We start from the raw sequence: 13,141 nt of genomic DNA on the forward strand, positions 1-13,141 counted from the left end.
CGCAGTACCGTCTTGCTCATGGCGATACACCTGACCCGGATCTATACGCGAACCGGTGACGACGGCACGACGGGGTTGAGTGACTTCTCGCGGGTCTCCAAGAACGACCCTCGCCTGGTCGCGTACGCCGACTGCGACGAGGCCAACTCGGCGATCGGCGTCGCGATCGCCTTGGGGCAGCCCGACGAGGAAACCGCTGGCGTACTGCGGCAGATCCAGAACGACCTGTTCGACGCGGGCGCGGACCTGTCGACCCCGGTGGTGGAAAACCCCGAATATCCCCCGCTGCGAATCACCCAGCCCTACATCGATCGACTGGAAGGCTGGTGTGACAAATATAACGAGCACCTGCCGGCGCTGAATTCCTTTGTGCTGCCGGGCGGTTCGCCGTTGTCGGCGCTTCTGCACGTCGCCCGCACGATCGTCCGTCGAGCGGAACGATCGGCCTGGGCGGCGATCGATGCCGCGCCGCAGCAGATCAACGTGCTCCCGGCGAAATACCTGAACCGCCTGTCGGATCTGCTTTTCATCCTGGCACGTGCGGCCAATCCCGACGGTGACGTGTTGTGGCAACCCGGCGGAGGCGCGCCGACCCCGGGTTAGCCTGCGGCACGAGGCCTAAACGCTGCGGCGACGAGCGCGTGGTGACGGACGGGACTCCAGCCAGGACAGGAAGGCCGTCAAAGCGCCCTTGTCCAGCGCGATCTCGTAACCGGTCCTGCGGTCCTGCGTCGTGTCGCGCAGCTCCAGCACGACGATCTCGTCGGTCATGATGTCGAATTCGTCGCCGCGCGGCGCACGCCGGGCGACGATTTCCACTCCCCTGCGGCTGAGTCGACGGTCCGGCCACAAACGCAGGCTGGACAGCCGGTAGAACGCCGCTTCACCGCCGCGGTAACGAATCACGCCGTGACGCCAGCCATGACCTCCGACCGCGGGGATGTCCCGCATGATTCCCGCCGTGCCGCCCTGACGCAGCTTCCACAACCGATAACTCAGCGCGACGACCGCGCACGCGAGGACAACGACGAGCACGACCATGCCGACCATGGGCGCGCTCATCCTCTTGTCCGGGGTGGCTAGTCGATCGCGCCGACAGCGCGCAATCTGCCGCGCCCCCGCGCCGCGATGCGCGGGTCGTCGGACTCAGATTCCTCCCTGGCGGCGCTTTCGTCGATCTCGGATTCGAATGCGGCGGACTCGGCCAGCACCGTGACCGTCTCCTCGGTGACCGACAGGAACCCGCCTTCGATGGCGACCCGCAGATCGTCTTCGCCCTCTCGCTCGACGCGCACCATTGCGTCGTCGACCAATTGCGCTACCAGCGGGATATGCCGCGGCAGGATGCCGATCTCGCCGACGGTGGTGCGGGTGAACAGGAAAGTCGCCTCACCCGACCAGATCTTCCGGTCTACGGCGACTATCTCAACATTCAAATCCGCCATGCCACAGTGCCCTTCACAGCCTCGACTCAGTCCTCAGGAATCCAGTTTGGCGCCGAAGCTTTCGGCTTTCTTGGCCAAGTCGTCGAGGCCACCGATCAAGAAGAACGCCTGCTCCGGTATGTGGTCGAAGTCGCCCTTGGTCAGGCGGTCGAACGCCTCGATGGTCTCCTTCAGCGGCACCGTCGAACCCGGCTGACCTGTGAACTGCTCGGCCGCCATCATGTTCTGCGAGAGGAACCGCTCGATGCGTCGTGCGCGCTGAACGAGCTGCTTGTCCTCTTCCGAGAGCTCGTCGATACCGAGGATCGCGATGATGTCTTGGAGATCCTTGTACCGCTGCAGGATTCGGATGACCTCCTGCGCCACGGCGTAGTGCTCGTCACCAACGACGCTCGGGTCCAGGATGGTCGAGCTCGATGCCAGCGGGTCCACCGCCGGGAAAATTCCCTTGGAGAACACCGAACGCGACAGTTCGGTGGTCGCGTCCAGGTGCGCGAACGTCGTCGCCGGCGCGGGGTCGGTGTAGTCGTCGGCGGGCACATAGACCGCCTGCATCGACGTGATCGAGCGCCCGCGCGTCGACGTGATGCGCTCCTGCAGCTCGCCCATCTCGTCGGCCAGCGTGGGCTGGTAACCCACGGCCGAGGGCATACGGCCGAGCAGGGTCGACACCTCGGAACCCGCCTGAGTGAAGCGGAAGATGTTGTCGATGAACAGCAGCACGTCCTGGCCGGCCTCGTCGCGGAACCACTCCGCCATCGTCAGCGCCGACAGCGCCACCCGCATACGGGTGCCGGGCGGCTCGTCCATCTGACCAAACACCAGCGCGGTGTCCTTGAGCACGTCAGCCTCTTTGAGCTCGACCCAGAGGTCGTTGCCCTCACGGGTGCGCTCACCGACGCCGGCGAAAACCGAAGTACCACCGAAGTTTCGGGCGATACGGTTGATCATCTCCTGGATGAGCACCGTCTTGCCCACGCCGGCGCCGCCGAACAGGGCGATCTTGCCACCACGCACGTAGGGGGTAAGCAGGTCGACGACCTTCAGGCCGGTTTCGAGCATCTCGGTGCGGGGCTCGAGCTCTTCGAACGGCGGCGGCTTGCGGTGGATCGACCAGTGCTCGAAGTCTTCGCCGTATCCGGGCTTGTCCAGGCAGTCTCCCAGCGCGTTGAAGACGTGACCCTTCACCTCTTGGCCGACCGGTACCGATATCGGCTTGCCGCTGTCGGTCACCTCGACGCCGCGGACCAGGCCGTCGGTGGGCTGCAACGAAATGGTGCGAACCAGGTTGTCGCCGAGGTGCTGTGCGACCTCTAGCGTGAGGGTCTTCTTGAGTTCCTCGAACGTGATCTTGGCGTTGAGCGCGTTGAACAGTTCGGGAACGGATCCACGCGGAAACTCGACGTCGACCACGGGGCCGGTGATTCGTACCACGCGGCCGCTGGTCTCGGAGTTGGTGGACTTATCGTTCTTCTTCGTTGCTTCGGTAGTAGCAGCCATATTTTTCTTCTTCCTCGTGTGCTACTTGGCGTCGGCGAGTGCGTTTGCACCGCCGACGATTTCGCTGATCTCTTGGGTGATCTGAGCCTGCCGCTCGCGGTTCGCCATCAGCGTCAGTTCTTTGATCAGGTCGTCCGCATTGTCGGTCGCCGACTTCATCGCCCGTTGGCGCGACGCGAGCTCCGATGCCGCCGATTCAAGCAACGCGGCGTAGACGCGGGTCGTCACGTACCGCGGCAGCAACGACTCGAAAAGCGTTGTCGCGTCTGGCTCGAACGAGTACAGCGTATGAAGTTCCTCGGTGTCCTCGACATATTCCACGACCAGCGGAGCGATGCGGTGGGCCACCGCTGCCTGCGACATCATCGACTTGAACTCCGAGTAGACGATGTGCAGTTCGTCCACGCCTTGGTCGTCCGATGACTCGTCGTCGCCCGCACCCGTCATGAAAGTCTCGACCAGGGTCGAAGCGATCTCCGCGGCGTTCTCGTAGCTGGGTTGCTCGGAGAATCCCGTCCACGATTCGGTGATGTCCCAGTTGCGGAACTTGAAGTAGTTCAGCGCCTTCCGGCCAACCGTGTACACGACCGGCGTCTTGCCTTCCTCCCTCAGCAGCGAGAACAGCTCCTCGGCCCGACGGAAGATGCTGGAGTTGTACGCCCCGCACAATCCGCGGTCGGAGGACACCACCAGAACGCCGGCCCGCTTGGGTTCCTCTCGCTCGACCAGCAGAGGGTGATCCAGTGCGGCTTCGGAGGACAGCGTGGTCAGCATCGAGGTGATCTGAAACGCGTAGGGCCTAGCGGCTTGCAGCCGAGCCTGCGCCTTTCCGATGCGCGATGTCGCGATCATCTCCTGGGCCTTGGTGATCTTCTTGATCGACCCTGCCGAGCGAATTCGGCCGCGTAGTTCGCGAAGTGTGGCAGCCATTGTTAGTTACTTCTTGTCCTTGCCGCTCTTGGAGTCCTTCTTGTCCTTGGGCTTCTCCTTCTTGACCTGGACCGACTCCTTTTCGAGATCTTCCTCGTCCAGGGGCTCGACGTGCTCGTCCGGCACCACCGATCCACCGCCCGTGGCAGCGAACCCCTTCTTGAAGTTCTTGATGATCTCGGTCAGCTGGTTCTCGCCCTCTTCGGAGAGCTTTCCGCTGTCGCGGACACCGGCCAGGAACTTCTCTTCCGACGCCCGCATGTGGTCCAGCAACTCGGTTTCGAAGCGCCTGACGTCCTCGACCGGCACGGAGTCCAGGTGACCGCCGGTGCCCAGGAAGATCGAAACCACCTGCTCCTCAACCGGCATGGGCTGGTATTGCGGTTGCTTGAGCAGTTCGACCAGCCGTTCACCGCGCTCCAGCTGCGCCTTGGACGTCGCGTCCAGGTCCGAAGCGAAGGCCGCGAACGACTCGAGTTCGCGGTACTGCGACAGGTCCAGACGCAGCGAGCCGGCCACCTCTTTCATGGCCTTGATCTGCGCCGCACCGCCGACGCGGGACACCGACACACCGACGTTGATGGCCGGCCGCACACCCTGGTTGAACAAATCGGACTCCAGGAAGCACTGGCCATCGGTGATCGAGATGACGTTGGTCGGGATGTAGGCCGAGATGTCGTTGGCCTTGGTCTCGATGATCGGCAGACCCGTCAGCGAGCCGCCCCCGAGGTCGTCGGAGAGCTTCGCGCAGCGCTCCAACAGCCGCGAGTGCAGGTAAAACACGTCACCGGGGTACGCCTCGCGACCCGGCGGCCGGCGCAGCAGCAGCGAGATCGCGCGGTACGCCTCGGCCTGCTTGCTCAGGTCGTCGAAGACGATCAGCACGTGCTTGCCGTCGTACATCCAGTGCTGGGCGATTGCCGAACCCGTGTAGGGCGCAAGCCATTTGAAGCCGGCGGAGTCCGATGCCGGGGCGGCGACGATGGTGGTGTAGTCCATCGCGCCGCCCTCTTCGAGCGCTCGCCGCACCGACGCGATGGTGGTGCCCTTCTGCCCGATGGCCACGTAAACGCAGCGAACCTGCTTCTTTTCGTCGCCGCTCTCCCAGTTCTCCCGCTGGTTGAGGATGGTGTCGACGCAGACGGCGGTCTTGCCGGTCTTGCGGTCGCCGATGATCAGCTGCCGCTGACCGCGACCGATCGGGGTCATCGCGTCGATGGCCTTGATGCCGGTCTGCAGCGGCTCGCTCACGCTCTGCCGCTGCACCACGGACGGCGCCTGGATCTCCAGGGCGCGGCGCGTGTCGGTGTCGATGTCTCCCCGGCCGTCGATGGGGTGGCCGAGCGGATTGACGACGCGTCCGAGGAATGCGTCGCCGACGGGGACGGACAGCACCTCCCCGGTGCGCTTGACCTGTTGGCCCTCTTCGATTTTCTCGAAGTCGCCCAAGATCACCGCGCCGACGCTGTGCTCGTCGAGGTTCAGTGCGACGCCGAGGACCCCGCCCGGGAACTCGAGCAGTTCCTGGGTCATGACGGAGGGCAAGCCTTCGACGTGCGCGATGCCGTCTCCGGCATCGACGACGGTACCGACCTCTTCGCGGGAGGTGTCGGAGGTGAAAGAGCCTACATACTCCTCGATGGCGTTCTGGATGTCATCAGCGGAGATCGTCAACTCGGCCATGGCTTTTCGTCTTCCTACTTGATCTTGGTTCGCGTGTGGTTGTGGTAGGCGGTTGGTGTCAGTCGGGCAGTTGCGCCTTCGCAGCGGCGAGGCGAGAAGCGAGTGTCCCGTCAATCACTTCGTCTGCCACGGAGATGAGCAGACCGCCGAGCAGTTCGTCGGAGACCTGCAGCTGCACCGTCACCGGATGACCGTAGATACGGCCGAGCACGTCGGTGAGGCGAGATCGTTGGGCGTCGCTGAGGTCGGCCGCCGCGCTGACTCGCGCGACGATCTCGCCGTGGCGCGCCACCGCAACTTTCGCCAAGAACTGGAAGGCCTCCTCGGCCGACTCACCCCTGAGCAGTTGGACGGTTTGGGTCAGCAGCGCCACCACAATCGGATCGACCCGGGCGCTGGCGCTGTCAAGAACCTTGCGAAGCAGGTCGATTCGGCCTTCGACCGGCACGCCGTAGTCGCCCAACATGATCCCGAGCCGGGGCTGTGCGTCCAGTATTCGGGAGAAGCGGAACAACTGGTCTTCCACGTCGTCGACCTTGTCCTCGCGTTCGGCGACTTCGAGCAACGCCTGGCGCGAGATGTGCTCGATCGCATCGCCCAAATCGGAGTTGGCCGACCAGCGCTCCGAGACGGCCATCCGCAGAACGTCGAGCGTGGCGTCGGCGACTTTGCCCGAGACCAGCCGCTCGATAAGCCGTACCCGGGGCGCCGGATCCTCGGCGGGCACGGTCAGGTACCGGGTGACAACGATCTCGCGGTCCAGCATTTCGGCGACCGAAACGAGCTCGGCGGACAGGCTGGAAAGGGCCTTGTTGTCAAGGTCTTTGGCGATGTCGCTGAACCGCTCCGCCAGGCTGGCCACCGCCAGCCGACTGGCGGAGCGCATCTTGGCCAGCAGCGGATATTGGACCTCTGCGGGTGCCGGGGCCATCGCTTCGAGGTCGTCTAGGAAGCGATCGACGGTACCCGCTTGTTGCGCGGGGTCGGCGACGTAGTTACGCACCAGCTCGCCCGCCTGACGCACCGCCTCGTGACCGAGTTCCAGGCGAAGCTGGCGGCTCAGCTGGGTGCGCAGCAGGTCGGCCTGGCGGGCACCCTGCGCGGTGATGCGTTCGGACTCGACACCGGCCTGGGTCCGGAACTGTTCGGCGATGCGGCCGGAATCCGTCTCCGCTTCTTCGACGAGCCGCTCGGCCTCGGTCTTGGCGGATTCCACCGCGTTGCTGTGGGCCGTGGTCGACTCGCTCAACCGATCTGCCGCTGCCGCAGAGTCTTTCAACTGTTGGCGCACGGTCTCTTGGCGGGCGGCCATCAGACGACGTACCGGCGGTACGACGTACCGCACGACCAAGAGCACGATGGCCGCGAAACCGATCAACTGCCCGATGAATGTCGACATACGCGATTACCGTCCAGATTTCCCGGTTGCAGATGCTGCCGAAGTGGCCGGGACCACCTCGACGCCAAGGATCCGGCTCGCCAGCGTCGCCGCCATGCCCGCCACGTTGGCGCGCAGATCCAGCTCCACGGCGTCTCTCTCCCGCTTGAGTTGCTCGGAGGCCATTTGCAACGTCGACATCACCTGTTGCTCGGCACTGGCGCGCGCGTCTTCGACCACCTTACGGCCCTCGGCGCGGGCATTGTCGCGCAACGACGACGCCTGAACCCGGCCCTCCGTCAGGGCCTCCTCATAGTCGGCCTTGGCGGCGTCGAACTGCTCGGCCGCCTTCTTGTTGTCGGCGGCCGTCTTGGCAACCATGTTGTCGCGTTCCCGCAACACCCGCATGACCGGCGGCACCACGAACGTACCGATGACGGCCAGCACGATCAGGAAGATGGCCAGCACAAAGAAGAAGGTGCCGTTGGGGACGAGGAAGTTGTTGCCTCCCTCTGCCACCACCTGGCTGGATGCCAAAATGCTCAGACTCGCGTCACGCATTGCGGCGAATTACTTGACCGGGGTCGCGAAGACGAACAACGCCATGAACGCCAGGTTGATGAAGTAGGCCGCCTCGACCAGACCGACCGTGATGAAGAACGGCGTGAACAGCCGGCCCTGCGCCTCGGGTTGCCGGGCGATACCCGAAACCAGCGCGTTACCGGCGATACCGTCACCGATGCCGGCGCCGATCGCGCCGCCACCCATGATCAGGCCACCGCCGATGAGAGCGGCGGCAGCGATTTGTGGGTCCAGGGCTGCCATTCTTTTCCTCCTTGATAGCTGGTAGCGGTCTACCAGGCCTCTGTAATGGTGTGTGGGACAAAGCGATTGGTGACCTCAGTCATGGTGTTCCTCGATCTCCATGGCCTGGCTGAAGTAGAGAATCGTCAAGATCGAGAAGATGAACGCCTGGATCGCCCCGACGAACAGGTCGAAGGCCTTCCAGATCGCGTTGGGCGCCCACATGATGTACGGCGGGAAGAGCGCGATCAGCGCGACCAGGATGCCGCCGGCGAAGATGTTGCCGAAAAGTCGGAGCGACAACGAGATCGGCTTGGCGAGCTCTTCGACGAGGTTGATCGGGGCCAGGAACGCCACGTGGCCCTTGAGCACGGCGAGCGGGTGGCCGACGATGCCGCGGCGCCAGATGCCCGCCACGTGATAGCAGACGAACACGAAGAGGGCCAGCGCCAGAACGTAGTTGATGTCCGCGGCCGCCGACTTCAGCAGTTCGGTGGTGCGCCCCGACTTGTCGGTGTACTGCAGCGGGAGCACCGACAGCCAGTTGGAGATCAGGATGAACACGAAAATCGTGACGGCCAGCGGCAACACGAACGGCGCGATCCGCATCCCGACCGCGCTCTCGATCTGATCGCGCATCTGGACGGTGATGGCCTCCCAGAACAACTGCACACCGCTGGGGACCCCGGTGGAGGTGATCTTCGCCCGCAGGAAGAAGGCCAGTGCCAGCACGATCACGGCGGCGATCGCGGTCGACAGAATCGTGTCGGTGTTGACGGTCAGCCCGAGCCATTTGGCCTGGCTGTGCTCCCCAACCTCGATTGCGGCGGCCAGGAACGTCGTCTCAGTCATCGGTGCTGCCTCTTCCTTCCGTTCCTTCCGATCCCGCGGTGACGCCGCCTCCGTCCGAGGGATGGGCGTCCGCCCAGTCACCGGCGCGCAGCTTCTTCCACACCGGAAGCGCCGTCGATGCCACCAACAAAACCTGGAAAAGCGCCAGCCCGAACACGACACCCAGGCCGGCGGGCCGGAAAATGTAGGCGATGATCAGCCCGATGATCGTGATAATCGCCAGCCGGGTAGCAGAATTGAGCGCCATCGTGCTTTTCAGCGGGTGCTCTTTCGCGGTGATCGACGCGACCGAACGGCGCACGAGAAGGGCGTTGAGCAAACCGAGCAGCAACCCGACGCCGAAGAAGACCCCGACCATCGGGTGACCGGTCAAGCTGGCGGCGACGACTGCCACCGCAGTAACCGCAATGCTGAGGACGAACAGCCGGACCGGGCGGAACGCCACAGAGGGAAACACCAACGGCGCGTCCTGCGCTGGTGTCGTCACTGCAGCACCTCAATCCCAAGTTAGTGGAGCGGGAGTCCCCCGACCGACTGATCGGTGGCCCGCCGAGCGTATCGCACGTCACAGTGGAATCACCCAAGGGGTATCTCCCGACGCGACTCCCCAGCCGACCCAACCGGATCTGCGTCCGATGGACCGGCGTTCTGTGCGGCTTTTTGGGGTTCTACCTGCACCGTACCATACGGCGAACGCCACTACTACTAGCTGTCGTAGTCCTCGTCTTCGTACTCGTCTCGCCGGCGCATTAGCGGGATCGCCGTCGCGACGCCGGCGACCACGATCGCGCCCAACATCACCGCGGCGGTATCGCGGGGATTGAAGAAAATGGTGCTGGCGGCGCCGAACGCGACGATGCCGACCCACAGGTAGATCAACAACACCACCCTGCGGTGGGAATGACCGATCTGCAGCAAGCGGTGGTGCAGGTGCATCTTGTCCGGGCTGAACGCGCTGCGACCCGCGCGGGTGCGGCGCACGATCGCCAGCAGCAAATCGAGCATCGGCACGAACATGACGGCGACCACCAGCAGGAACGGCGACAGGAGCGCGAACACGTCGCGCGCACCGTAGGCGTTTTGCGAAACGGGGCCGGCGGCGGTGGTAGAGGCCGCGGCGAGCATCAGGCCGATCAGCATCGAGCCCGAATCACCCATGAAGATCTTGGCGCGGTGGAAGTTGTGCGGCAGGAAGCCCAGACAGGCACCCGCGAGCACCACGGAGATCACGGCGGGCGGATAGAAGAGCACATCGCCGCCGTGGTCGCGCAACAGGCCGACCGAGAACATGCAGATCGCCAGAGCCGTGATCAGCCCGAGCCCGGCGGCCAGTCCGTCGAGCCCGTCGACGAAGTTCATCGCGTTGACGATGGACACCGTGAGCGCCAGCGTGAGCAGGATCGACGAGGCTTGGTCCAGCACGATGGTGCCGACACCGCCGATCGGGATATAGAGGACGCTCCAGGCCACGCCCATGGTGACCAGCACGCTGGCCGCGGTGATCTGGCCGGCGAATTTCGTCAGGGCGTCGAGCCCCCAACGATCGTCGATGAGGCCGATGCCCATGATCACCGCGCCGGCCACCAGTACGGCCGGCATACCCGTCGAATAGACGAACCCGCGAGTGAGCGCCGGAAGCTGGGACGCCAGGAAGACGGCCGAGAGGACGCCGAGGAACATCGCCAGCCCGCCCATGCGCGGGGTCGGGGTCACGTGTACGTCGCGTTCCCGCGGATAGGCAACCGCGCCCAGCCGGGTGGCGAGCACGCGCACGGGACCGGTGGCGAAGTACGTGATGATGGCGGCGGTCAGTCCAACGAGTGCAAGCTCGCGCAGCGGGACACCGGTGCCCCGGTCACCCAGGGCGAGCAAACCACTGGCTAGGTCGGTTATGTCGCTGGACACGTCGAGACCGTACTGCACCAACCTGGCAACCAGAGAACCGCTCGGGCTAGGCCTGGGCGGTCAGGCTTTCGAGGTCTAACCCGAGCACTTCCGCGATCCGTTCGGCGCTCACCGGGCCGGGCCGCAGGATCCGCGGGGCGGAACCGGTGAGGTCGACGATCGTGGAAGCGGCCTGCTGCTCAGCCGTCCCCGCGTCGAGATAAACGTCGACGAGATCGCCGAGTTGATCACGGGCCTCGTCGGCATCCACCGCGGGCGGACGGCCGGACACGTTCGCGCTGGACACCGCCATGGGCCCGACTTCGCGCAACAGCTCGATGGCGACCGGGTGCAGCGGCATCCGCAGCATCACGGTGCCGCGTGCGTCGCCGAGGTCCCACTGCAGCGACGGCGCCTGCGTCACCACCAGGCTCAGCGCCCCCGGCCAGAACGCGCGGATCAGGTCGCGGGCCCCGTCCGGCATGGTGTAGACGAGACCCTCGATGGTGTGCCACGAGCCGACCAGCACGCCGACCGGCATGTCGCGTCCCCGCCCCTTCGCCGACAGCAGGGCGGCCACCGCGGCGCTGTTGAAAGCGTCGGCGCCGATGCCGTAGACGGTGTCGGTCGGCATGACGACCAATCGGCCACCCTTCAGCGCCCCTGCCGCCGAGGCGATCCCGCGCGAACGTTGATCGGGATCGGCGCAGTCAAAGACTTCAGTCATCCGCCCGCTCCTTTCTGCGGGCGGTGACGAATCTCGGCCGGCCGGCCAGGTCATTGCGGGCGGTGGCGTCGTCGAAAAGCCCCGTCTCACAAATTAACTCGACGGTCGGCTGCGACGTCGTGTCGTCATGTTCGACGGCAAAGATGCCGCCCGGGCGAAGCCAGCGCCCGGCCAGGCGGACGATGGGGCCGATCACCGCCATCCCGTCCGGGCCGCCGAACACCGCATGGCGTGGGTCGTGTTGGGCGACTTCGGGTTCCACCTCCGCGGCGTCGGGAACGTAGGGCGGATTGGCCACCACCAAGTCGACTCCGTCGTCCAGTTCGGAAAGCAGTCCCCGGGCTGTGACGTCGGCCTGCAGGAGTTCGACCGGGGTGCCCGCCGCGTTGCGGCGCGCGTACTCGAGGGCCGTCCCGGAGTCATCGATCCCGATGATCCGCGCCGTGGGGTGGTGCTGGGCCAGCGCCACCGCCAATGCGCCCGAACCGGTGCACAGATCGACGATGACGGGCCGGGTGGGGAGGCGCTGTTCGGTCACCCACGCCAAAAGGGCTTCGGTTTCCGGGCGCGGGATGAAGACGCCGGGCCCGACGTGCAGCATGAGCGGGCCGAACGCGGCTGCGCCGGTGAGATGCTGCAAGGGCACCCGCCGGGAGCGTGCGGCCACGACGTCGCGGTAACGACCGAAGAAGTCGTCGCCGGGCGACTCGAGCAAGGCCAGCCGACCGCGCTCGGTGCCCGTCAGGTGCGCGGCCAGCTCCTCGGCATCCCAACGGGCGGAGTCGATTCCCGCTTCGGCGAGCGTCGCCGCCGCGGAGTCGATCGCACGCCGCAAGACACTCATGCCTGTTGCAACCGGGACTGTCTGTCGGCGGCTCCCAACGCGTCGAACATCGCGTCCAGGTCGCCGTCGAGTACTTGATCGAGATTGTGTGCCTTGTAACCGATTCGGTGGTCGGTGATCCGGTTCTCCGGGAAGTTGTAGGTGCGAATGCGTTCGCTGCGGTCGACGGTCCGGATCTGGCTGGCCCGGTCGGCCGATGCGTCTGCCAGTGCCTGCTCTTCGGCCAATGCCTGCAGGCGGGCGGCCAGCACCTGCAACGCACGCGTCTTGTTCTGCAGCTGCGAGCGTTCGTTCTGACACGTGACCACGATGCCGGTGGGCAGGTGCGTGATTCGCACCGCGGAGTCGGTGGTGTTCACCCCCTGGCCGCCCTTGCCGGACGAGCGGTACACGTCGACGCGCAGATCCGACTCGTCGATCTGCACCTCGCCCACTTCCTCGGGTTCGGGATAGACCAATACGCCCGCCGCCGAAGTGTGTACGCGGCCTTGCGATTCCGTCACGGGAACGCGCTGCACCCGGTGCACCCCACCCTCGAACTTCATGCGGGACCACACTCCGTCGGCCGAGTCGCCCTTGCTGGCGATGGACAGCGTCGCGTCCTTATAGCCACCGAGGTCCGACGTGGTTTCGTCCAGCACGGTCACGTTCCAGCCGTGCCGCTCGGCATAGCGGATGTACATCCTGGCCAGGTCCGCCGCGAACAAAGCCGATTCCTCGCCGCCCTCGCCGGATTTGACCTCTAGCACGATGTCGTCGGCGTCATGCGGGTCGCGCGGCGCCAGCATGTCGGTCAGTTGGGTGTCCAATTCAGCGACCCGTGATTCCAGTTCGGTCACCTCATCGGCGAACGACTCGTCGTCGGCGGCCAGCTCGCGCGCCGCCTCCAGGTCACCGCGCGCCGCCTCCAACTTGCGATGCGTCGCGACGATCGGGGCCAATCGGGCGAACCGGCGGCCGGCTTTGCGCGCCTCGGCGGGATTGCTGTGCAGGTCGGGATCCGCCAGCCGTTGCTCGAGCTCGGCGTGTTCGGCCAACAGCACATCAATGGTCTGCACCGGCTGCGTCACCTGTCACCTCCTGCCCGCTCAGCC

At 65.4% G+C, this 13,141-nt stretch carries 15 protein-coding genes; 1 reads left to right on the forward strand and 14 read right to left on the reverse strand.

All coding sequences use genetic code 11. From position 1 onward, the window contains the following. Window positions 1-18 precede the first annotated feature (18 nt). Window positions 19-603, forward strand: a complete 585-nt coding sequence (locus A5750_RS07930; protein WP_066948419.1) for a cob(I)yrinic acid a,c-diamide adenosyltransferase — start codon at window positions 19-21, stop codon at window positions 601-603. 15 nt (window positions 604-618) lie between these two features. On the opposite strand, the gene A5750_RS07935 is transcribed toward A5750_RS07930, so the two are convergent. The 14 genes from A5750_RS07935 to prfA all read right to left on the reverse strand — a co-directional run bounded on the left by A5750_RS07935 (window position 619) and on the right by prfA (window position 13,117). After that, window positions 619-1,062, reverse strand: a complete 444-nt coding sequence (locus A5750_RS07935; protein WP_067261917.1) for a DUF2550 domain-containing protein — start codon at window positions 1,060-1,062, stop codon at window positions 619-621. Between the two features lie 17 nt (window positions 1,063-1,079). After that, complete coding sequence (locus A5750_RS07940) at window positions 1,080-1,445, reverse strand: F0F1 ATP synthase subunit epsilon (protein WP_066948427.1); 366 nt, start codon at window positions 1,443-1,445, stop codon at window positions 1,080-1,082. 33 nt (window positions 1,446-1,478) lie between these two features. After that, window positions 1,479-2,945 carry a F0F1 ATP synthase subunit beta gene (atpD, locus tag A5750_RS07945; protein WP_066948432.1) on the reverse strand — a complete coding sequence of 489 codons (1,467 nt, stop codon included), beginning with the start codon at window positions 2,943-2,945 and terminating at the stop codon, window positions 1,479-1,481. Window positions 2,946-2,966: 21 nt separating this feature from the next. Beyond that, the gene (locus tag A5750_RS07950) at window positions 2,967-3,875 is read right to left on the reverse strand and encodes a F0F1 ATP synthase subunit gamma (protein ID WP_066948435.1); all 909 of its coding nucleotides are present in this window, start codon (window positions 3,873-3,875) and stop codon (window positions 2,967-2,969) included. Between the two features lie 6 nt (window positions 3,876-3,881). Then, entirely contained in the window at window positions 3,882-5,558 is a 1,677-nt protein-coding gene (gene atpA, locus A5750_RS07955; RefSeq protein WP_066948440.1) for a F0F1 ATP synthase subunit alpha, read from the reverse strand. 58 nt (window positions 5,559-5,616) lie between these two features. Further along, window positions 5,617-6,957, reverse strand: coding sequence for a F0F1 ATP synthase subunit B/delta (locus A5750_RS07960; RefSeq protein ID WP_066948443.1), 1,341 nt, complete (start codon window positions 6,955-6,957; stop codon window positions 5,617-5,619). Window positions 6,958-6,963: 6 nt separating this feature from the next. After that, window positions 6,964-7,497 (reverse strand): F0F1 ATP synthase subunit B, encoded by a 534-nt coding sequence (locus A5750_RS07965; protein WP_066948447.1) that lies wholly within the window; start codon window positions 7,495-7,497, stop codon window positions 6,964-6,966. 9 nt (window positions 7,498-7,506) lie between these two features. After that, window positions 7,507-7,752, reverse strand: coding sequence for a F0F1 ATP synthase subunit C (locus A5750_RS07970; RefSeq protein WP_065052998.1), 246 nt, complete (start codon window positions 7,750-7,752; stop codon window positions 7,507-7,509). An 84-nt stretch (window positions 7,753-7,836) separates the two neighbouring features. Continuing rightward, window positions 7,837-8,592: a F0F1 ATP synthase subunit A gene (gene atpB / locus A5750_RS07975; protein ID WP_067261919.1), complete on the reverse strand. Its 756-nt coding sequence runs from the start codon at window positions 8,590-8,592 to the stop codon at window positions 7,837-7,839. After that, complete coding sequence (locus A5750_RS07980; RefSeq protein ID WP_066948457.1) at window positions 8,585-9,079, reverse strand: ATP synthase subunit I; 495 nt, start codon at window positions 9,077-9,079, stop codon at window positions 8,585-8,587. The genes atpB and A5750_RS07980 overlap by 8 nt, the downstream gene beginning before the upstream one ends. Window positions 9,080-9,297: 218 nt before the next feature. Next, window positions 9,298-10,515: a glycosyltransferase family 4 protein gene (locus tag A5750_RS07985; RefSeq protein ID WP_156659255.1), complete on the reverse strand. Its 1,218-nt coding sequence runs from the start codon at window positions 10,513-10,515 to the stop codon at window positions 9,298-9,300. 28 nt (window positions 10,516-10,543) lie between these two features. After that, window positions 10,544-11,203 carry an L-threonylcarbamoyladenylate synthase gene (locus A5750_RS07990; RefSeq protein WP_066948462.1) on the reverse strand — a complete coding sequence of 220 codons (660 nt, stop codon included), beginning with the start codon at window positions 11,201-11,203 and terminating at the stop codon, window positions 10,544-10,546. Continuing rightward, window positions 11,196-12,047, reverse strand: coding sequence for a peptide chain release factor N(5)-glutamine methyltransferase (gene prmC, locus A5750_RS07995; protein WP_066948467.1), 852 nt, complete (start codon window positions 12,045-12,047; stop codon window positions 11,196-11,198). The genes A5750_RS07990 and prmC overlap by 8 nt, the downstream gene beginning before the upstream one ends. Then, window positions 12,044-13,117: a peptide chain release factor 1 gene (gene prfA / locus A5750_RS08000; protein ID WP_066948472.1), complete on the reverse strand. Its 1,074-nt coding sequence runs from the start codon at window positions 13,115-13,117 to the stop codon at window positions 12,044-12,046. The genes prmC and prfA overlap by 4 nt, the downstream gene beginning before the upstream one ends. Window positions 13,118-13,141 lie beyond the last annotated feature (24 nt).

Source organism: Mycobacterium sp. 852002-51613_SCH5001154 (genome assembly GCF_001667425.1).
In the GTDB taxonomy this organism is placed as follows: Bacteria; Actinomycetota; Actinomycetes; order Mycobacteriales; family Mycobacteriaceae; genus Mycobacterium.

Excerpts from the sequence above, each read along its gene's own strand:
- A5750_RS07930 (WP_066948419.1), top strand. The coding sequence starts at position 19 with ATGGCGATACACCTGACCCGGATCTATACGCGAACCGGTGACGACGGC.
- A5750_RS07935 (WP_067261917.1), bottom strand. The coding sequence starts at position 1,062 with ATGAGCGCGCCCATGGTCGGCATGGTCGTGCTCGTCGTTGTCCTCGCG.
- A5750_RS07940 (WP_066948427.1), bottom strand. The coding sequence starts at position 1,445 with ATGGCGGATTTGAATGTTGAGATAGTCGCCGTAGACCGGAAGATCTGG.
- atpD (WP_066948432.1), bottom strand. The coding sequence starts at position 2,945 with ATGGCTGCTACTACCGAAGCAACGAAGAAGAACGATAAGTCCACCAAC.
- A5750_RS07950 (WP_066948435.1), bottom strand. The coding sequence starts at position 3,875 with ATGGCTGCCACACTTCGCGAACTACGCGGCCGAATTCGCTCGGCAGGG.
- atpA (WP_066948440.1), bottom strand. The coding sequence starts at position 5,558 with ATGGCCGAGTTGACGATCTCCGCTGATGACATCCAGAACGCCATCGAG.
- A5750_RS07960 (WP_066948443.1), bottom strand. The coding sequence starts at position 6,957 with ATGTCGACATTCATCGGGCAGTTGATCGGTTTCGCGGCCATCGTGCTC.
- A5750_RS07965 (WP_066948447.1), bottom strand. The coding sequence starts at position 7,497 with ATGCGTGACGCGAGTCTGAGCATTTTGGCATCCAGCCAGGTGGTGGCA.
- atpB (WP_067261919.1), bottom strand. The coding sequence starts at position 8,592 with ATGACTGAGACGACGTTCCTGGCCGCCGCAATCGAGGTTGGGGAGCAC.
- A5750_RS07990 (WP_066948462.1), bottom strand. The coding sequence starts at position 11,203 with ATGACTGAAGTCTTTGACTGCGCCGATCCCGATCAACGTTCGCGCGGG.
- prmC (WP_066948467.1), bottom strand. The coding sequence starts at position 12,047 with ATGAGTGTCTTGCGGCGTGCGATCGACTCCGCGGCGGCGACGCTCGCC.